This window comes from Limnothrix sp. CMB-01, from assembly GCF_055193175.1.
In genome coordinates this window covers 1,938,064-1,957,504 of record NZ_CM143720.1, presented here as the reverse complement: position 1 = coordinate 1,957,504, position 19,441 = coordinate 1,938,064, and the positions used below count along the sequence as shown (strand labels likewise).

Genomic DNA, 19,441 nt, shown 5'->3' with positions numbered 1-19,441 from the left:
ACCATCCGTAAAAACCGCGAGCCACAAATAACGCAAGGGCAGTTCTGCGCTGCAAATTCTGCGCTGCAAACTTTGCCCGGCAAGTTCTGCCCGGCAAGTTCTGCCCGGCAAATATCTGCACCGCGAATCATCATGCGCCCGGGAACTCATCATGCGCCCGGGCCTGTACCCTAGCGCAGGGGAAAAGCCGTGTTGATTTGATTGCGCCCCCGCACAAACGCCCCTGCAATTACAAACCGTTGCCCATCGTTGGCCTCGCAAAACCGACTGGCTTGGGCGATCGGGGAATTTTCCGCCGCCGAAGGATCTTGAGGGAGTGCCAAGGCGGTTGTCCCAGGCGCAGCGGGCATCAGTTGAGCAACCGGCGCAACCACCGCTTGGGCCGAGGTCGATCGGTTGCCAGGCCGGTTATAACCGCACCAAGCCCAATCGGGCGCGCCCCCTGGGCAACTAATTTGATTGCGAGCCGCATAGCGAATCGATTCCAACACCTGTGCTTGGGAGCAGCGATCGGGAAACATCGTGGAAAACTTCTCCCGACTGGGATCGGCCCCATGGCTCCAGCGCACCCCATAGATCCCTCGCCGGTTGGGTGGTTGGGTCACTTGAAACCGGGCGACCGTGCGGGGATTAGTGCCGCCCGGTCGGGAATGGAACCCCTTGGGCCGACCGTTGCTAAATTCACCACAAAAAATATGGGGTTGGTTCACCTGGGGGCCGCTGGCAAAGTTGCTCCAGTGGGGCAGGCGATCGCAGCTCACCAGTTTGGGGGCCGCGGTTTGGCCCTCGGGAACCGCCAGCACCAGGGCCACAATTCCCGCCAGCACCAGACTCCAGCGCGATCGCCCTTTGCGGTAAGCCGAGGAGGAGGCAGTTTTCCCGATCGTTGGCTGATTCAACGGCTGAGTCATGTTGGTGTTGTCTGTGTTGTCTGTATTGATTGTCTGTATTGATTGTTGGTGTGGTTGCTGTGCCGGTGACTGTTTTTCGCTGGATTTGTGCCGGATTTGTGCCGAGTTTCCGGTGGGTTTTCGCCGGGTTCCCGCTGCGCTTCTGTTCTGTTATTGCCGTCTTTGTGCTGCTTTCCTGACTTTTGCCGGATTGCTATTTCGCCGTTGATTAACCCCTTGCTCAGCAAGCTCTTGCCACACAAGTTAAAGACTCGAACAGAGGACGGGTGCGGCAGGATTCGAACCTGCGACCGGCCGCTTAGAAGGCGGCTGCTCTATCCACTGAGCTACGCACCCAGACTGAGATCTGTAGAGATTTCCGTGAAAATTCCCACACACAACCCGGGGAAAATTCATCGGCGGAAGTTCCCAGGGCCTTGAAAAAACCATTGCTTCTCTTGATTGCAACAGTTCGCCAACGAATGCTGTCATCAGGGCGCTTCCGGCTCGATCGCGGCGGCGTGGGTTTCATCCGCGATTCAGGATGACACGCCCGGACTGGCCGCCTTTCAAGGTTTACGAATTGTATCGAGTTAACCTAACCCCAAGCAAGGCCGTTGAGGAGGTTGATGGGAGTGATCAACCCACCCTCAGAACATCCATTCAGAGGCAATTCCGCCAAGAGCCAGTTTTTAGAAGGTCGCGGGGTACACTTGAGAGACCAAAGTTGATTTTCGACCCTAGATCCCCCAATAGCTCTACGCTAAGGGCCCTGGGCTAGAATGATGCCCAGCGCAGGCTCAGTTCACCGGTTGGGAAGCTGTCTATGCAGCCCTCACGACCTTGCTGGGGCTAGCTTCTGGAGCAGCTCTGGTTGACCGACTGCATGAGTTCAAGCTAGATCAGCCCTGTGGCCTCTGGTTTGGATGGCGTAGCTCCAAGCATGAGTTCTTTGAATAACGCATGTTTATTCTGAAGCGGCAAGACGTGGATATTTCCAACGTCCGGCATCCCGAAAAAGATCAGCAAATTCCGATCCTGAGCTATCAGGGTCAAACATTCACGTTGCTGAATGTTTTTAGCGCAAATCAGGCGGAAGAGGCGCGGGCCTTGTGGCGAGATCTGACGGATAACCGAGGGAAAGCTTGCGTCCTGCTGGAAGAGCCGGATCGGTTCAGTGTGTGGGGCAAGGTGCGGCTCGATCGCCTGGGAGTCGCGGACGCTGGCGCAGGCGACAGCGGGGCGGCGAAGTCGTCCTATGTGCTGGCGGGGATGCTGCTGCTCCAGGCGGTGTACTTCGACATTGAAGATTTGCTGGGAGAACGCCAGGGCGCAAAGTTTCGCCAGGAAATTGGCGAGGTGTTCAAGCGGCTCCAGTTTCCAGGGCTGGACAACCAGGCGGCCGTGAGCAACATTTTGGAAGTGAACCCCTTTGAAACGGCCTTGCCGCCCTGGCAAGAATTGCAAATCGTGGGGTTGCTACAGGAACTGCACACGCTGGGTAAAGGCTATTTTGGCAATACCAATTTCACCAGCCGAGCGTTTGATGCGTTGCAGGAGATGGACGCGGGCGAGCGTTCGGAATTCATGGACTGGCTGGGGCGATCGCCCGCGGCCAAGCTCTGGCGCTAGCCTTGGGCGGCGCTAAACCGAATGGCCATGGCCGTCTGGGGCAATGGGGGCGATCGAATGCCCAACTGCAATCGACGGCTCCAGGCTCAGGGATGTTGGGCGATCCATCCCCGGTCTGCGGTGGTCTGTGTCCCTCATGAGATCGTCACCTCCTGGTTTTTAGAACCTTTTGAAGCCAACCCCTATGACTAAGACTGCGAGCGAATCGCCAAAACTGTTTTCATCGCGCAACCTAATTATCGGGGCTGTTTCTTGGTCTCTGGTTGCCTTGGCGGTGTTTCTGTTTTTCAGTGTGACTCCGTCAGGGGAAACCCTGCCCCAGTGGTACAGCATTGCCACTTCAGTGTTGGAAACAACGTCCTATCTGTGGGCGGCGCTGGTGTGCTTTCGGAACTGGCGCAGCAATCAAATCCTCAGTGGCCGGACGGTTTGGTTACTGATTGGGTTGGGAATGCTTTGCTATGGTTTGGGCAACTTACTGTTCAGCTATTGGGAAATTGGTCTGGGGATTGAGCCGGATGTGAGTCCCGGTGACCTGTTCTACATCGTCACCTATGCTTCCCTGGCGATCGGGCTGTTGTTGGCGGTGTTGCCCCGGCGTTTGAATTTGGAACTGTGGCAGTGGCTGACGATCGGGGGAATTGGTCTGGCGGGGACTGCCTTCGCCTTCTCGCCGTTGGTTTTGGGCGAGGCCGCTTGCCCGGAACGCACCGCCGAGTCCGTGGCCAATGTGCCGGCCTGGGCTGAGCAGATCCAAGGGGCCCTCTCGCCGATTGCAGACTATATTTTGCCGGTTTATACCGTTGGCGATATTGTGCTGCTGGTGTTGGCTTCGGCGTTGCTGTTGGCCTTTTGGGGCGGGCGATCGGCCCAATCTTGGCGGATGATTGCGGCGGCCTCCATTTCGCTTTACATTGCGGATATGTGGTTCAAGTACGCCACGGCCAACATTTGCAACTATGAAAGCGGTAGCCTGCTGGAAGTGTTCTGGATCTTCAGCGGCGTGCTGTTTGGCATCGGTGCCGTGTTGGAGTACGATCTTTCGACGCGATCGCGCCGTAGTGCCCGTCGGCGCTCATCGGGAGCGGCTAACTAGGGTTCAAGGTTGTCGCTGGCCCCGGGCGGTGGCGACCATCCTTTGGAGCCCTGAACTGTCCGCAGGCATTTGCACAATTCCCCAGGTTTGGGCATGACTCCTCCCAAGTTATCGGATTCCGAAAAATACGAACTGATTACGCTCTATCGCCAGGGCGGCCACACCATGGCCACCCTGGGGCAGCGCTATGGAGTCAGCACTTCAACCGTGGGCCGAATTTTGAAGTTGGCGGCCGAAGAGCCAGTTCCTGCGCCGGTTTCAGCCCCGGCCCCGATCGCCCCGCCTGTGGCCACTGCCGCACCGGAAGCTCCGATGCTGGAATTGGATCCCCAGCCGCCCCAGGTGGATCCCATGGTGGACTCCGGCGGGCGATCGGGCGGGCGATCAATCTCCAACCAATCAGCGGAACCGACCGACGGCACAACGGGTTCAAGACGGGTGCGCCGTCGATCGCGCAGTGGAGCCTCGGAGTTGTCGGAATCTGTGCTGCCGGAGTCCGTCGCGGCCCCGGAGCCAACGCCGGCCAAGCCCATGGAACTCCCCGCCATGGAAACCCTGCCGCTGTTTGAAACCGCCTTTGCCACTGCTGCGGCGGAACCCTTGACCGAGGTTGTTGCGGAGTTAGAAGCTGAGGCCAAGGAAGAGGTGCGATCGTCGCGGGTGGGCCGGCCGGTGAAAAAGCAGGCAGAAGCGACCACCAGCACCAATGGCAAAGGGGGGCGATCGAATCGGCGGCGCAAAGGTAGTGGCCCTGTCGTGGCCGAGATCAACGAAGCCAGCGCAGAAGAAGCCGACGATGCGGATCTGGGATCCGACTTAGATCTAGATGATGACGATCTGGATCTGGACGAAGATGATTTTGAATTTGGGGATGATGACGGTGAAGCGGGCATTGCCGCCATGTTTGGGCGCGGAGCCAATCCGGATCAACCGATCGAAATCATGCCCCTGGAAACCTCACGGATCCCCAACCCCTGCTATCTCGTGATCGATCGAGCAGCGGAGTTAGTGGCCCGTCCCTTAGAAGATTTTCGAGAATTGGGGCAAATTCCACCCCAAGAAGCCGCCAGTCGCACCCTACCGGTCTTTGACAACCATCGCGTGGCGCGGCGATTTTCAGCTCGCAATCAGCGCATCATTAAAGTGCCCGATGCCAATGACCTGTTCCAGAAAACAGGCCCCTATCTCCAGGCCAAGGGCATCACTCACCTGTTAATCGATGGGCAGGTTTACTTACTGTAGGCCTGGCTGCCGAATTTCTTGATTGCCCCCCTCAAGTCTGTGGAGCGCCCATCCCGTGAAGACGGAGCAGCAGCCCAATCAGCCTGCCGGTTGGTCTGAACCATCGGAGCAGGGGACTCCTCTGAAATCCGGGACAAACAAACCGGCATCGATCGGGCAGGGGGTTGACCATGGGCGCAGGCGGCAAAATTGCCGATCCCACTGGACATCCTGGATTCAATCCCTGTGCGTGATGGTGGCGCTGTTGCTGCTGGTGGCCCATGGGCTTTGGTATGGGGCAGTGCTGCCGGTGGCCCATAGTTTTCCTTTATTTGGGGTGCGGCGGGTGCTCACCACGGAGCCGCTGGTGGCCCTGACCTTTGATGATGGGCCCCAATCGCCCTACACGGAGCAGGTCTTGCAGGTGTTGGATCGCTTTGGGGTGAAGGCCACTTTCTTTGAAATTGGTCAGCAGATCGATCGGGAGCCGGCCTTAGCCCGATCGGTGGTGCAACGGGGCCATGAGTTGGGCAATCATTCCTACTCACACCGGAATTTGATCCTGCGTTGGCCGGGGGAAATTGCCGCTGAAATCCTCGAAACCGATCAACGACTGCGGGCGGCGGGGGCTGAGGGGCCGATCGCCCTGCGGCCGCCCTTGGGTAAGCGGTGGTTTGGTTTGCCCTACTGGCTATGGCGATCGGGGCGCACCTTGGCCATGTGGGAAGTGGATTCCGGTGACTATGACCCGGCCAATTCAGTGGCGGATTTGGTGCAAGGCGTGTTGCAGCGGGTGCAGCCCGGCTCCATTGTGCTGTTCCATGACGGCAGCTTCAAGACCCATCAGCCCCGCGATCGCACCGTGGCGGCGCTGGGTGAAATTATTCCAACCCTCCAGGCTCGGGGCTATCGCCTGGTGACCTTGGGGGAACTGTTGCGATCGGGAAAACCCAGCGGTGGTGGCCCCTGGGCAAGCCATCCCCTGGAGCCAGGGCCAAACCCCGCAAAACCTTGAGGCCCGCGACACCTTAAGGTATGAACTGGGTTCGGTGGCCGGTATCTGTCGATCGACGATCGTTGGGTCGCCGATCGCAAAGTTCCGCCATTGCTCCCGGCCCTAATCCGGCAGATCCTCCACAATGATCCAAGGGCCAGAGGGGTTATAGCGCCCTCGCAGAACGATCGAGCTACCGGATTCCAGTTGGCCAAGGTGGTAATTCACCCAAGGATGGAGCGCCACCAGAGAAATTGGCTCCGGGGTCAAGGCCGTTTCTAGGGCATAGTCCTGGGGGCCGCGCCGCTGAAACTGACCGGTGAACCCCAAGGTGGCTGAAGGTTCCGGCGGTGGAATCAGATTCAGGGGATGCTCCTGGGTGAGCAGTTGCTCGTAGGCTTGGGGATGGGCAATCCAGTGCTGCTGCTGCGATCGCCAATCATCGCGATCCGGCGTGAGGCCAAAACAGGGAATCACCGCCGCCGGAGCCTGTGGGTCATGGAGCAAGGCCGTTTGCACAGCGGCCACCGGCAGCGATCGGGGTTGGCAATGCTGCTGAACGCAAAGGGCCGCCGCCGCCCCCGCCGCTTGACCCAACCCCAACACCACCGGTTGGAGGCGCGTGGCTCCGTTGGCCATGTGGGACACAGAAATATTTTTGTCGCAAACCAACAGCCCATCGACCTGTTGCGGCACCAGGCAGCCATAGGGCAGCGCAAAGGCCGTCCCCGTCCAGCGACCACCCCATCGAAGTGATTTGGGCGCTAGGGGAAAGACCTCCCCGGGGTAGTGGTGATCATTGGGATAGTTGCCATAGGCGATCGCGCTGCTGGCTCCGCTGTGGGGATCTCGGGGCAGGGCCGCTCCCCAGCCTCCGACCACTGGCAAGATCTGGTTTTCCGTCACCGTTGCCAATCCCTGAAGGCGGCGGCTTTCCCGAAAGTAGGGATATAGGGCAAAGGCTCCGGTGTCGGGAAAGAGATGATCGGCCAAGCCATAGCGCCGTCCGAGGGTTTGTTGTAACCAGTGGGCAAATCCCAAACTGCGATCGTAGGCTGCTTGGAGCGCCGCTGCTCGATCGGCCGCTGTCCCCACCAGGCGATCGAGGTCATCCCCATAGTCATTGCCGGCCTGGGGCCAGTTGATCATGAACCGATCGCCCGCAATCCGCCCATAGTCCAACACGCGCTGGGCACTGGCATAGCCCGCAAAGGCTGCTTGGTAGCGGGTGGGGTCATAGTCAGCGGGGCAGGGAATTTCCGGGGCGATCGCTTCGGGGCCAAAATCCTGAAGATAAAAAACCCAAGTGGGAGCCTGCACCGGAAATCGTTCGGTCAAGGCCGTGGGCCCCGCCGGGGCCGTGGGTTCTTGCCATTGGTCTTGCCACTCCCAACCCCAACGATAGGGAACCTCCCCCAGGGCCAGCAGATCTCCCAATTCCGTGCCGTCGATCGTGATCTGGGCGGTTACCTGTAACCCCGAGTCAAAGGTAACCCCGGTGACTCGATCGCCCGATCGCTGCACCGACACCGGCCGCACTCCGGAAACCCAACGCAAATTGGGCAGGGCCGCCACCCAATCAGCAAAAATCTGCGCCCCGATCGCCGGTTCATAGGTAAAAAAGCTGACCCAACCCCAATCCAGTCCCTGGGGTTGGCGCTGGGCCAACTCCTGCAAAAATGCCCCCCAGAGACCCGTTTGTAAGGCCGTCAATTCATTGCCATCCGGCGCACAGACCCCCGCCGCCGTCAACATTCCGCCCAACCAGGAAAACTCCGTGGCCAACAGCACCCGCACCCCACAGCGGGCCGCTTGGATGGCCGCCGCCGTTCCCCCAGTGCCGCCACCCACCACCAAAACATCGGTTTCCGCGATCGAATTGTCGAGAATGGGGCTGTCTAGGGGCAGCGGATCAGGGGTCGGGGACACCGCCCCCAAGGGGAGAGCAAAACCCTCAATCGCTGTCTGAGGGAAGCGTTCCGTGGTCACCGAGCATTACTCCGAGCAGATCAACTGCCCAACCTTACCACGTGGGATCAATGCCCAAATTGACCGTCAGTGCTGAGATTCCGGTGGGTACGGCACTGATGCAAGCACAAACGGTTTGGGGGTCTTCGGAACGGTCGGGGGCCGCTGACGGATCAGGGCGATCGGGGCTGGGTAATGGTTGCGCTGCCCAATCCACTTCGCAGGCATGGCAAGACCCCATCAGGCAACCCGTGGGAATGGCAACCCCGGCGCGATCGGCCACGGTTAACAGCATCTCGCCCGGTTGGGCTGAGACGGTGACTTGATCGGGCAAAAAGGTAACAGAGATCTCCATAGGGCGGATGGCGGCGGTTTGGGGGTTGGGCAGTGGGGTTGATCAACAGTAATTAATTTACTAACGTTCGCTAACGTATGCCAATATTTAGATATGGCATACATCCCTCTCAGAAAAGCGGTCGAATTTCTGGGATTGCATCCAAATACGCTAAGAAAGTACGCAGATGAAGGGAAGATCGAAACCATCCGAAACGAAGCGGGACAGCGGCTTTATAACGTTGAGTCGTATGGACGCAACGCAACTCGATCTGCCGTTGTTTGCTATTGCCGCGTCAGTTCTGCCAAGCAACGAGACGATCTCGCAAGACAAGTCCAGTTCATGCGCGATCGCTACCCCAATGCCGAAATCATCCCAGACATCGGATCGGGACTCAATTTCAAGCGGAAAGGATTGCAATCCCTACTGGTCAGACTCATGCGTGGCGATAAACTCCAAATTGTGGTTGCCTGCCGCGACCGATTGTGTCGATTCGGATTCGAGTTGTTCGAGTTCATGGTTCAACAAAACGGTGGCGAACTCATGGTTCTTGACCAATCTGTTCACTGCCCAGAATCCGAACTCACAGCGGATCTGCTCGCCATCCTTCACCTCTTCTCTCGTCGAATGCCCGGACTCAGAAGCTACCGCAAGGCGATCCAGGAAGATCCGAATCTTCCTAAACCCTGATCAAAAAGCGCTCCTGAAGCAATGGTTTGGCGTTTCGAGATACGTCTACAACACCACGATCAAGCACCTTCAGGAGCCGGGAACCACAGCCAATTGGATGGCAGTTGCGCCCATCATCTTGGGTGCGCTTCCTGAATGGGCCAAGCCAGTTCCCTATCAGATCAAAAAGATTGCGGTCAAAGACGCTTGCACGGCCGTTCGGGAAGCCAAGAAAAGCTTCAAAAAAGACGGACAAATTCGCAAATGTCGCTTCCGTAGTCGCAAAGATCGGCAACAAACGATCTACATCCCCAAATCAGCCATCAGTGAAAACGGTGTTTACCACACCATCTTGGGGAAAGCCACCCTGAAAGAATCAATTCCTGATGGCTTCAGTGATGGTCGGTTGACACTTGCTTACGGTGAGTATTACCTGATCACCTCAACAGAAGTGCAACCCATTCAGTCCGAAAACCAAGGGCGAGTGGTTGCCTTAGATCCCGGTGTTCGCACATTCATGACCTTCTTTGCTGAGTCATCCTACGGATGGATTGGCAATGACTCGAACTTGCTGATTCAAAAGCTGTGCTTCAAGCTGGATCGCCTGGTTTCCAAAATTACCAAGGCTAAATCAGCCCAGAAGTGCCGCCTCAAGAAAGCTGCCGATCGCCTGCGTTCCAAGGTGCAACATCTGGTGAAAGAACTTCACCACAAAACCGCACGGTTCCTGACTGAAAACTTTGATGTAATTTTGCTGCCCAGTTTTGAATCATCTCAAATGGTGAGCAAATCACGTCGCAAGATCAAGTCGAAAACCGTGCGGCAAATGTTGACCCTATCACATTACCAGTTCAAGAAACATCTGGAGTGGAAAGCTTGGGAATTGGGCAAGATTGCCTTGACCAATATCAACGAAGCCTACACCTCTAAAACCGTTTCGTGGACAGGTGAAATCGTCAAGATTGGCGGCTCTCGGGTCATCAAGTCGAAAGTTGATGGGCGGTCAATGAATCGGGATCTGAATGGTGCTCGTGGGATTTTCCTGCGGGCATTGGTTGATACGCCTTGGTTGAGAGACCATCTCAACTTATGCATTTGTTAGCATCCGTTAGCAAAAAAGTATCGGTCAGTGATTGGGTGGCCTCAGCTCATTCCGTGGCCTCGGCGGACAGGGTGGGTCGATCGCCCCGAGCGTCCGGCTCGATCGGCAGGAACGATAATTCCGATTTGCGACCCGGCAGCAATTGGCGCGTGGTGATCGTGTTCAGGCGGGCCTCGGGTTTGTTGAGACTTAGCTCCGGCGACCAAGCGGGTTGCTGGGCCGCGGGCAGACCGTCGCCATGGGGGCCCATCTCCGAGGCCCCATTGGCCGACGGCGTTTGGGTAATGGGTAAGGTAATCGTAAATTCTGCACCCTGGCTAGGGGCCGATCGACAAACCATGCTGCCGCGATGGCGCTGAATGATTTGATAGCTAATTGATAGGCCCAATCCCGTGCCCTTGCCTAGGGGTTTTGTGGTGAAAAACGGATCAAATAATTGCGATTGAATCGCTTCCGGAATCCCCGGCCCATTGTCTCGAATGGTGACACCAATATGCTGAGGATCCGGTTGTGAAAGCTCAATCCAAATGCGACCAATGAAGGGCAATTGATCGCGACTCAGTTGCTCTTCTTGGGCCTCGCGCAAAGCATCGATCGCATTGGAAAGCAAGTTCATGCAAACCTGATGAATTTGACCGGAATAGCATTCAATGGGGGGAATGTTGTCATAATTCCGAATGATCTCAATTTCGGGATAGCTGCCATTGGGTTTCAGGTGATATTGCAAGATCATCAGGGTAGACTCGATCGCCTCTTGCAGGTAAAGGGCGTTGGTAATGGTGCGATCGACCCGTGAAAAACCACGCAGCGCCGAGACGATTTCCCGAATTCGATTAGTACCCAAATGCATTGAGTCCAGCAGTTTGGGAAAATCCCGTGCCAGAAAGTCTAAATCAAAGGTTTCCAGTAAGGCTTGAATCTGCTCCTGTGGTGCTTGCTGGGCTTCCAGTCGGGCCAGTTGAATCAAAAATTCAGAATATTCACGAATGGGGCCCAAGTTGCTATGAATAAACCCGATCGGGTTATTGATTTCATGGGCAACGCCAGCGATTAATTGCCCCAAAATTGACATCTTCTCGCTTTGGAGCAAATGCATTTGGGTTTGCTTTAGCTCATCCAGAGTTTGGGCCAATTCAGTCGCTTGCGATCGGGTTTGTTGCAGCAATTCCGTATGCTGAAGCGCCACACCCAGTTGCGCACAAACCTGGCGCAAAAACTCCACTTCCGAGTCTTGCCAGTCCCGGGGAGCGGTGCATTGGTGAATGCCCATCAGTCCCCACAGTTCCTCACTTTGAATGATCGGAATCACCAAATTGGCCTGCACTTGCCAAGTCCGCAACATTTCCAAGTGGCAATCGGGCATGGTCGAATTGTGGACATTCGGGATGCTGTGAACTTTGCCCACTTGGTATTGAAGAACATGCTGATCACTAAAGCAGGGATCTTCTAATTCCAAGTGCAAAATGGAGGTGCAACCCCGGGCCCGATCTTCCGCAATGATTTTGCCCTGGGCGGTCGGAGCGTGGGAACTAAAGGCAAACACCACCACGCGATCGGCCCGCAGCAGTTGCCGCACTTCCCGCGCCGTGGTGCGAAACACGGTTTCCAGATCCAAAGACTCGCGAATTTTGGCAATCAATCGCGCCAGGGTTTGTTGCTGATGGATCACCCGTTCCAGATCCGCAGTCGATCGCTGAAGTTCCTCGTTTGACTGTCGCAACTCCGCCGTGCGGGTTTGCACCTGGGCCTCCAAGCTGGCGTTCAGGCTGTTCACCTCTGTATACAGCCAATGCTGCTTGACCGCCGTGGCAAACCGTTCCCCCAATGCCTGGGCGAGCTTCACCTCAGAAACCGTCCATTGTTGGGCCTGGCCGATTCTGATTTGTCGCCACACCTCAAAGGAATGGCGGGCCATCAGTTGGCGCGTGTCCGGGTCGTGCCAGCCGGTCCACAGTTCATCGGTGTTGACCTCATCCCGAAAGATGCTGAGGCAACCCAGTAACTCACTGCCGTAATAGAGGGGAACCAAAATCAGCCCCCGGATCGGTAGCCACTGAAACGAGGGGGCCACCGATCGCAGCAGGGGTTCTCGATGGATGTCCCCGATCGCCCAAACGCGCTGGCTAAAACTGCTGCTGTCCTGGGGTGGGGCCGCCAGTCCATAGTTGGCGCGCATCCACTCCACAGACCAATCCTGAGTGGTGGTGCTGGGCGGTGGCTCGGGCACTGCGCCCGCTTTCAAAAAGGCATAGACCAGCCGGTGTTCCTCAAAGGGGCGCTGATCCGTGGTGGCCAAGGGATGGGGCTGGGGCCCCACCGTATACAGTTCCCGATCGGTCTGGCCCCCGGGCCAGAGACACAGCCGGCCGCCGCTCCCTCCCAAAATTTGCACCGTTTCTTCCAGGGCCTTTTGCAGTTGGCCCGTGGGCGCTTCGTGCAGCAGGGCCGTGACGCGGTTAATGCTCGCTTCCTGAAGGGCTTGATCCGTGACCCGCTGCACCAAAATTGACTGGGCGATCGCGATTTCTACCTGATCGACCACCGCTTGGATGAATTGCAGTTCCTCCTCATCCACCGATCGGGGTTCCGCGTGGTGAGAAACCAACAGCCCCCACAGGTTGCCCATGTGCAAGGTGCTGGAAACGGGCGGCTCAGAGGTGGCCGGAAAGTTATCCAGCACGATCGGAACCACCACCGACGACTGCACCCCCATCACCGTCAGATATTCCACATGGCATGGATCCACCGGACGGTAGCGCATCGTCGAAGGACTGCGTAATTCACCATCCCCCGGGGGATCCATGGCACTCAGGCCCGTTTGGCATTCAGCCACATCCACCACCACTCGCTGGCGGGCCCGCACGAACAACTCGCGGGCCTGAGGCGGAATATCATCCACTGGAAAATGCAACCCCTTCAAGGAAGGCAGTCGATCGGGCACGAGGGATTCGGCCACCACCGTGCCATGGCCCTCGGGCGAAAATTGGTAAATCTTGACCCGATCGGTCTCCAAAAAAGCCCGCACCTCCGCCACCGTCACCGCCAGGATTTCGCTCAGCTCCAGGGACTGCCGAATCCGGTTTGCAATCCCCATCAATAGCTGTTCCTGAGTGCCTTTGCGTGGCTTCTGTAACTCTAATTCCATAGCTGCTTAACCTGTGCATCAACACGATCGCCACCGTTGGCCCAAGACTAGCGATTGACGGGCTAGACGGTGCTGAACAGAGGATCGATCGTCCCCACCCGCAGACAACCCCAAAGCATCGCGCCTCGCCCCTGATCCCCAAGGGGCTGCTCCCCCAAGGCGCTGCTCCCCAAGCTGCTAACCCCAAGGCGCTAAATGGTGATGCACCAGTGCCGCTTGCTTTGCAGATCCCTAGATTTCAAGATCCCAATCTTTTACAGATGTCAATTTCTATCTTCAGGGAATGGGTCACTCAAAAGCAATGTACTGACCACGCACTGCGGAAACCGTAAGGTCAACGATTTTGGATCCCGCTGGATGAGCGGTCGATCGCGGCAATCAATTTGCGCCAAATATAAAAACGGTATGGAGATTCGTTAGAGTCGATAGGGGTCAGTACAAAACCAAAATTCCCCATATCCAACACCCAAGGTGGCCGCCTATGCATCTGAGCGAACTTACTCACCCCAATCAACTTCATGGGCTGTCGATCGCCCAATTAGAAGAAATTGCCCGCCAAATTCGAGAAAAACATCTGCAAACCGTTGCCACCAGCGGCGGTCACCTGGGCCCCGGTTTAGGCGTGGTGGAATTAACAGTCGCCCTCTATCAAACCCTTGACCTCGATCGCGACAAGGTGATCTGGGACGTGGGCCACCAAGCCTATCCCCACAAACTGATTACCGGTCGTTACAACGAGTTCCATACCCTGCGCCAAAAGGACGGCATTGCCGGTTATCTCAAGCGCTGTGAAAGTAAGTTCGATCACTTCGGCGCGGGCCACGCCTCCACCAGCATTTCCGCCGGTTTGGGCATGGCGATCGCCCGGGACATGGCCGGCGAAAACTACAAAGTGGTTTCGATCATCGGCGACGGTGCAATGACCGGCGGGATGGCCCTTGAAGCCATTAACCACGCGGGCCACCTGCCCGACACCAACCTGATGGTGGTGCTGAACGACAACGACATGTCCATTTCACCCAACGTCGGGGCCCTGTCGCGCTACCTGAACAAAATGCGCCTCAGCCCGCCGATGCAATTCCTGACGGACAACATCGAAGAGCAGGTGAAGCATTTGCCGTTCTTTGGCGGTTCCCTGTCGCCGGAACTCGATCGGGTCAAAGAAGGCATGAAGCGCCTGGCCGTGTCGAAAGTCGGCGCAGTGTTTGAAGAACTGGGCTTCACCTACATGGGCCCCGTTGACGGTCACAACATTAAAGAACTGATTGACATCTTCCGCGAAGGCCACAAGCAAAAGGGCCCTGTGCTCGTCCACGTGGCCACCACCAAAGGTAAGGGCTACGCGATCGCCGAAAAAGATCAAGTGGGTTACCACGCTCAAAATCCCTTTGATTTGGCAACGGGCAAGGCCAAACCCGCCAGCAAGCCCACGCCGCCCAGCTACTCCAAAGTTTTTGCAGAAACCCTGATTACACTCGCGGAAAACGATCCTCGAATTGTGGCGATCACGGCGGCCATGGCCACCGGCACGGGTTTGGATAAATTCCAAGCCAAGCTGCCGAACCAATATGTGGACGTGGGCATTGCGGAACAGCACGCCGTGACCATGGCGGCGGGCATGGCCTGCGAGGGAGCACGCCCGGTGGTGACGATCTATTCCACCTTCTTGCAACGGGCCTTTGACCAGGTGATCCATGATGTGTGTATCCAGGATCTGCCGGTCTTCTTCTGTATGGATCGGGCCGGCGTGGTTGGAGCCGACGGGCCCACCCACCAGGGGATGTATGACATTGCCTACCTGCGCTGTATCCCCAACCTGACGATCATGGCTCCCAAGGATGAGGCGGAGTTCCAGCGGATGTTGGTAACGGGTGTGACCCATCCAGGCCCGATCGCCGTGCGCTATCCCCGGGGCAGTGGCGTAGGTGCGCCGTTGTTGGAAGCGGGCTGGGAACCGATGTCGATCGGCAAGGGCGAAGTGCTGCGAACCGGCGACGATCTGTTGCTGGTGGGCTACGGCACGATGGTTTATCCGGCCATGCAAGCGGCGGAAATCCTTAGTGAGCACGGCATTGAAGCCACGGTGGTGAATGCCCGGTTCGTGAAGCCGCTGGATACGGAACTGATTGTACCCCTGGCCCAGAAGATTGGCCGGGTGGTGACGATCGAGGAAGGCTGCCTGATGGGTGGTTTCGGTTCAGCGGTACTGGAAGCCCTCAGCGATGCGGGTGTGGCCGTGCCGGTGACCCGCTTGGGTGTGCCGGACATTTTGGTGGAGCACGCCACGCCGAGCCAGTCGATGCAAAGCCTGGGTTTGACGGGGCCGCAGATTGCCGATCGCCTGTTGACGCAGTTGGGCCGCAAACCGGAAATGGCCGCAGTTTAGCCCCTAAAAGACTGTCGGGTTGGGCGATCGGGCGATCGCTCAACCGGGCCGCCCCGATCGCGAAGCTGTAGCTGTAGGGTGGGCATTGCCCACCACCCGCTAGCCCAAAGACATGATCACGCTCTACCAACCGGTGATCCAATTTGTTAGGCGGTTTCGTTAAGCGATTGATTACAGGTGGGCAGTGCCCACCCTACGGGCTTGTTTGATTCTATTTGGTTCTAGAAAATAATTTATTGAGCAATATGATTGGGCAATCTTCTATTTTGAAGACAAAGAGTTTTTATTTCTAATTCTTGGATTTGATTGTGATCTACAAATAATATTTTTTGTCGAATTTAGATCAAGTCTCTATTGTCAAGATTTCAGATCAAAAAATCTCCAAAATTGCTGCCAAATATAATTGACAAACCCAAGGAGGCGATGATAGGTTCAAAAACGTATGCCTAGCCTAATCCAATCAATCGAACAGCTCGATCGCCCCTAGCCCAATGAGTGGCGACTTGCGATTGCAACATCGATGGTTGGAGCGGAGGACCCGTGTTTTGGGGCTTACTTTCTGCGTGAAAGGGGACACCTCTCAGTCCTAGCCCGTCAGCTAACTTCGTCGGCAACGAGGGGAGACTCTACCCATGAAAAATCCGACCATTCCGGGCGGCGCTTCTGTGCGCCCATCTGCTCGTTTTGCTGGTCGCTGGCTCACCCGTTATGAGGCGATCGTCTTCCCGGCGATCGGCTTCGGGGGCCTGCTGCTGTTGTGGTGGTTGGTGGCGACGTTTGGCACTAAGTTGCTACCGACTCCTTGGGAAGCGCTGGTGGCCAATGCCGATGCAATTTTGACCCCGTTTCATCGTCGTGGCCCCGGTGATTTGGGGGTTGGCTGGCTGTTGTTGTCCAGCTTGCGACGGGTGTTTTTGGGATTTTTTTTGGGGTCGATCGTGGCGATTCCCGTGGGCTTTTTGATTGGCTCCTCTCGCTGGGCTATGTTGGCCATTAACCCGATCGTCCAAATCTTGCGCCCTGTGTCGCCCGTGGCTTGGTTGCCGGTGGCTTTGGCGACTTTTAATTTGGCGAATCCGTCTGCCATTTTCGTGATTTTCATTACGTCCCTTTGGCCGACGATCGTGAATACGGCTTTAGGCGTTTCTAGCGTGCCCCAAGACTATTTGGAAGTGGCAAAAATGCTGGAAATGTCCCCTTGGCGACGGATGACAGCGGTGGTTTGGCCGGCGAGTTTGCCCTACATTTTCACGGGTTTACGCATCAGTTTGGGCATTGCTTGGCTGGTGATTGTGGCGGTGGAAATGTTGACCGGTGGTGTGGGGATTGGCTTTTTTGTGTGGGATGAGTGGAGCCGCCTGAATTTGAATTCGGTCTTCCTGGCGATCGGGGCGATCGGGGGGACGGGGCTGGTGCTGGATTGGCTATTGGGCCAGTTGCAGCAGGCGATTACCCACCGGCCTGCGCCCAAACAGCTTTAGCACCGGTTGGGTTGCGCTTTTTGGGACTCAGCGCGATCGCTGTCATGCCTGCGGGCGTTGGGTTTCGTGCCTCAACCCAACCTACATGACCAACTTCCGGGTGTTGGGTTTTGCACTTCAACCCGACTGACCCAGCCAACTTAATTCAACGCACTCAACCAAGAGGTGATTTTGTGGGAACGCTCGATCGCCGCTCTGTTCTGTGGGGACTAGGGGGATTTGCCCTGGCAACGGGGCTGGCTGCCTATGATCCCCTGGCTCTGAAGCCCAACCGCCGGGCGATCGCCCAGGACATCAAGCCGGTGATCGATCCGGCGACGCTGGAAAAGCCTGATTTGACGATCGGGTTTGTGCCGGTGAATGACTGCGCCCCGATCGCGATCGCCTACGAAAAGGGCTTTTTCCAAAAATATGGGCTGAATGTCACCCTCAGCCGCGAGGCCAGTTGGGGCACGGCGCGGGATGGTGTGATCTTTGGCCGGTTAGATGCTTCGCCCGTGGTGTCGGGAGCCGTGACCAATGCGCGGGTGGGAGCTGAGGGCGCACGCCAGGCCCCCATGTGCGCCGCCATGACCATTCACCGTCACGGCAATGCCCTGACCATGAATCGGGCCATGTGGGAGGCGGGATTGCGGCCACTGCACGAATATGGCGGGAATTTGGATGCCTTTGGGCGAGATTTTGGCCGCTATTTTCGATCGCTCCCGCCCGAGCAACGGGTCTGGGCGGTGGTGCTGAGTTCGTCGATTTATGAATATTTTGTGCGCTATCTGGTGGCGGCCGTGGGCATTGACCCGCTGGCGGATTTGCGCCTGGTGATTATTCCGCCGCCGCAGATGGTCACGAATATGCGAATCGGGGCGATGCAGGGCTACATGGTGGCGGAACCCTGGAACACCCGGGCGATCGCGGGCAATGTGGGGGTGGGCTTCACCTGCGCCCAGGGTCGGGAAATTTGGCAGGGCCACCCCGATCGGGTGTTGGCGGTGATGGAGTCCTTCATCGATCGCTATCCCAAGACCTATCGATCGCTGGTGAAGGCGCTGATCGAAGCCTGTCAATATTGCGGCCGGCCGGAACATCGGGAGGAAATTGCTCGGCTGATTGTGGCGCGATCGTACACGGGAGCCGTGCCGCGCAAATGCAGCGTGCCCCAGGATATCAACCTCTCAAACCTGAAAGATTTGCCCAACTGCGCCACGCAGTTCACCGCTCCGGCCCTGGTAGGCAATTACAACTACGGCGGATTTGATGGCCGGCGGCGGGAGGTGCGATCGCCCGACACGACCATGTTTTTTGACCTCGCGCCGACCTTGGCCCAAGTGCCCGGCGACCATTCCACTTTCCTGTGGCAATCCCAGACCCTGTGGCTGATGACCCAGGCGGCCCGGTGGGGACAAATTCCCCGAATTCCGCCCAACGCCGAAGCCCTGGCCAAACGGGCTTGGCGCACGGATCTCTATCGGGAAATTGCCGGGGAATTGGGCATTGCTTGCCCCAGCGACGATTACAAAGTGGAGCCAGCCGATCACTTCATCGATCGCCGCGCCTTCGACCCCAGCGACCTCGATCGCTATCTGAACAGTTTTGAAATTCGCGCCCATCGTCCCCAACGGTTTTCCCTGTGGGGTTAGCGGCCAACCGCTGGTTTTTGCTTTTGAATTTCTGGTGTTTGACCCATGACGCAACCCAATCCGCCCCAGTCCACCGCCCAGCGCGATCGCACCAGCCCCGATCGGCAACCCTTCCTAAAGATTGAGCATCTCTACAAGGCGTTCACCAATCCCAAGGGCGATCGCACGGTGATCTTGAATGACATCAACCTAACCGTGGGCAGCACCGAATATATTTCGATCGTCGGGCACTCGGGCTGCGGCAAGTCCACCCTGCTGCGGATTGTCGGCGGTTTGGAAACAATCACCGCTGGCACTGTGGAAATTGAAGGGCGACCGATCACCAAGCCTGGAGCTGATCGGATGATGGTGTTTCAGCACTATGCCCTGCTGCCTTGGCTGACCGTGCGCGAAAACATTCGGCTGGCGATCGATGAAGTGCTGAAAACCGCCACGCCCGCCGAAAAAAGCGACCTGGTGAACGAACATATCGAAATGGTCAACCTGGCCGCCGCCGCCGACAAATATCCCGACCAAATTTCCGGCGGCATGAAGCAGCGCGTTGGCATCGCCCGCGCCCTGGCTGTGCGGCCCAAGGTGTTGCTGATGGATGAGCCGTTTGGGGCCTTGGATGCCCTGACTCGGGGCAAGCTCCAGCGCCAGGTGCTGGACATTTGGGAAAGCCATCGCCAGGCGGTGTTAATGGTGACGCATGATGTGGATGAGGCGCTGTATATGTCCGATCGGATCGTGTTGATGACCAACGGCCCGGCGGCCCAAATCGGCGAAATCCTGACCGTGCCCTTTGCCCACCCGCGCAACATCCACGAGATCCGCGAATCGCCTGAGTATTACGAGCTACGCAACCACGCCCTCAATTTTTTGGATCACAACTTTGTGCGCGACTAGG

General features: G+C 57.3%; 15 protein-coding genes, 1 tRNA gene and 1 riboswitch. Of the genes, 11 read left to right on the top strand and 5 right to left on the bottom strand.

The window, feature by feature from the left end; genetic code table 11:
* Nucleotides 1-170: 170 nt before the first annotated feature.
* Nucleotides 171-911 carry an EndoU domain-containing protein gene (locus tag ACZA91_RS08260; RefSeq protein ID WP_463185997.1) on the bottom strand — a complete coding sequence of 247 codons (741 nt, stop codon included), beginning with the start codon at nucleotides 909-911 and terminating at the stop codon, nucleotides 171-173.
* Between the two features lie 263 nt (nucleotides 912-1,174).
* Nucleotides 1,175-1,247: transfer RNA gene (locus ACZA91_RS08255), tRNA-Arg, on the bottom strand.
* 606 nt (nucleotides 1,248-1,853) lie between these two features.
* Between ACZA91_RS08255 and ACZA91_RS08250 the strand changes: the two genes are divergently transcribed.
* From ACZA91_RS08250 to ACZA91_RS08230, 5 genes are all read left to right on the top strand, one after another.
* A complete protein-coding gene (locus ACZA91_RS08250) occupies nucleotides 1,854-2,522 on the top strand; it encodes an Npun_F0813 family protein (RefSeq protein ID WP_099534826.1) in 669 nt (222 codons plus the stop codon).
* 27 nt (nucleotides 2,523-2,549) lie between these two features.
* Nucleotides 2,550-2,714: a hypothetical protein gene (locus ACZA91_RS08245; RefSeq protein WP_190533564.1), complete on the top strand. Its 165-nt coding sequence runs from the start codon at nucleotides 2,550-2,552 to the stop codon at nucleotides 2,712-2,714.
* Nucleotides 2,707-3,618, top strand: a complete 912-nt coding sequence (locus ACZA91_RS08240) for a hypothetical protein (protein WP_099534827.1) — start codon at nucleotides 2,707-2,709, stop codon at nucleotides 3,616-3,618. Before ACZA91_RS08245 ends, ACZA91_RS08240 begins: the two co-directional genes overlap by 8 nt.
* Before the next feature lie 93 nt (nucleotides 3,619-3,711).
* Nucleotides 3,712-4,860 carry a hypothetical protein gene (locus tag ACZA91_RS08235; protein WP_463185993.1) on the top strand — a complete coding sequence of 383 codons (1,149 nt, stop codon included), beginning with the start codon at nucleotides 3,712-3,714 and terminating at the stop codon, nucleotides 4,858-4,860.
* 55 nt (nucleotides 4,861-4,915) lie between these two features.
* Nucleotides 4,916-5,854: a polysaccharide deacetylase family protein gene (locus tag ACZA91_RS08230; RefSeq protein ID WP_463185991.1), complete on the top strand. Its 939-nt coding sequence runs from the start codon at nucleotides 4,916-4,918 to the stop codon at nucleotides 5,852-5,854.
* A 102-nt stretch (nucleotides 5,855-5,956) separates the two neighbouring features.
* Here ACZA91_RS08230 and ACZA91_RS08225 read toward each other — a convergent pair whose 3' ends face one another.
* Nucleotides 5,957-7,723: an FAD-dependent oxidoreductase gene (locus ACZA91_RS08225; RefSeq protein WP_463186410.1), complete on the bottom strand. Its 1,767-nt coding sequence runs from the start codon at nucleotides 7,721-7,723 to the stop codon at nucleotides 5,957-5,959.
* Nucleotides 7,724-7,856: 133 nt separating this feature from the next.
* Nucleotides 7,857-8,156: a 2Fe-2S iron-sulfur cluster binding domain-containing protein gene (locus tag ACZA91_RS08220; protein ID WP_099534830.1), complete on the bottom strand. Its 300-nt coding sequence runs from the start codon at nucleotides 8,154-8,156 to the stop codon at nucleotides 7,857-7,859.
* A gap of 93 nt (nucleotides 8,157-8,249) precedes the next feature.
* Here ACZA91_RS08220 and ACZA91_RS08215 point away from each other — a divergent pair, with 93 nt between their 5' ends.
* Together ACZA91_RS08215 and ACZA91_RS08210 are read left to right on the top strand one after the other, a co-directional pair.
* Nucleotides 8,250-8,825, top strand: coding sequence for an IS607 family transposase (locus tag ACZA91_RS08215; RefSeq protein WP_463185988.1), 576 nt, complete (start codon nucleotides 8,250-8,252; stop codon nucleotides 8,823-8,825).
* Nucleotides 8,728-9,906: an RNA-guided endonuclease InsQ/TnpB family protein gene (locus tag ACZA91_RS08210; RefSeq protein ID WP_463186409.1), complete on the top strand. Its 1,179-nt coding sequence runs from the start codon at nucleotides 8,728-8,730 to the stop codon at nucleotides 9,904-9,906. Before ACZA91_RS08215 ends, ACZA91_RS08210 begins: the two co-directional genes overlap by 98 nt.
* 46 nt (nucleotides 9,907-9,952) lie before the next feature.
* Here the strand turns inward: ACZA91_RS08210 and ACZA91_RS08205 are convergent, their stop codons facing one another.
* Nucleotides 9,953-13,000: a GAF domain-containing sensor histidine kinase gene (locus tag ACZA91_RS08205; protein WP_463185986.1), complete on the bottom strand. Its 3,048-nt coding sequence runs from the start codon at nucleotides 12,998-13,000 to the stop codon at nucleotides 9,953-9,955.
* A gap of 532 nt (nucleotides 13,001-13,532) precedes the next feature.
* Here ACZA91_RS08205 and dxs point away from each other — a divergent pair.
* From dxs to ACZA91_RS08185, 4 genes are all read left to right on the top strand, one after another.
* Nucleotides 13,533-15,437 carry a 1-deoxy-D-xylulose-5-phosphate synthase gene (dxs, locus tag ACZA91_RS08200; protein WP_463185984.1) on the top strand — a complete coding sequence of 635 codons (1,905 nt, stop codon included), beginning with the start codon at nucleotides 13,533-13,535 and terminating at the stop codon, nucleotides 15,435-15,437.
* A gap of 500 nt (nucleotides 15,438-15,937) precedes the next feature.
* A riboswitch (cyclic di-AMP (ydaO/yuaA leader) is annotated at nucleotides 15,938-16,065 on the top strand.
* Nucleotides 16,066-16,069: 4 nt separating this feature from the next.
* Entirely contained in the window at nucleotides 16,070-16,918 is an 849-nt protein-coding gene (gene ntrB / locus ACZA91_RS08195) for a nitrate ABC transporter permease (RefSeq protein WP_463185982.1), read from the top strand.
* A gap of 173 nt (nucleotides 16,919-17,091) precedes the next feature.
* Nucleotides 17,092-18,552: a CmpA/NrtA family ABC transporter substrate-binding protein gene (locus tag ACZA91_RS08190; RefSeq protein ID WP_463185980.1), complete on the top strand. Its 1,461-nt coding sequence runs from the start codon at nucleotides 17,092-17,094 to the stop codon at nucleotides 18,550-18,552.
* Between the two features lie 45 nt (nucleotides 18,553-18,597).
* Nucleotides 18,598-19,440 carry an ABC transporter ATP-binding protein gene (locus ACZA91_RS08185; RefSeq protein ID WP_099534836.1) on the top strand — a complete coding sequence of 281 codons (843 nt, stop codon included), beginning with the start codon at nucleotides 18,598-18,600 and terminating at the stop codon, nucleotides 19,438-19,440.
* The last annotated feature ends 1 nt before the right edge of the window (nucleotide 19,441 follow it).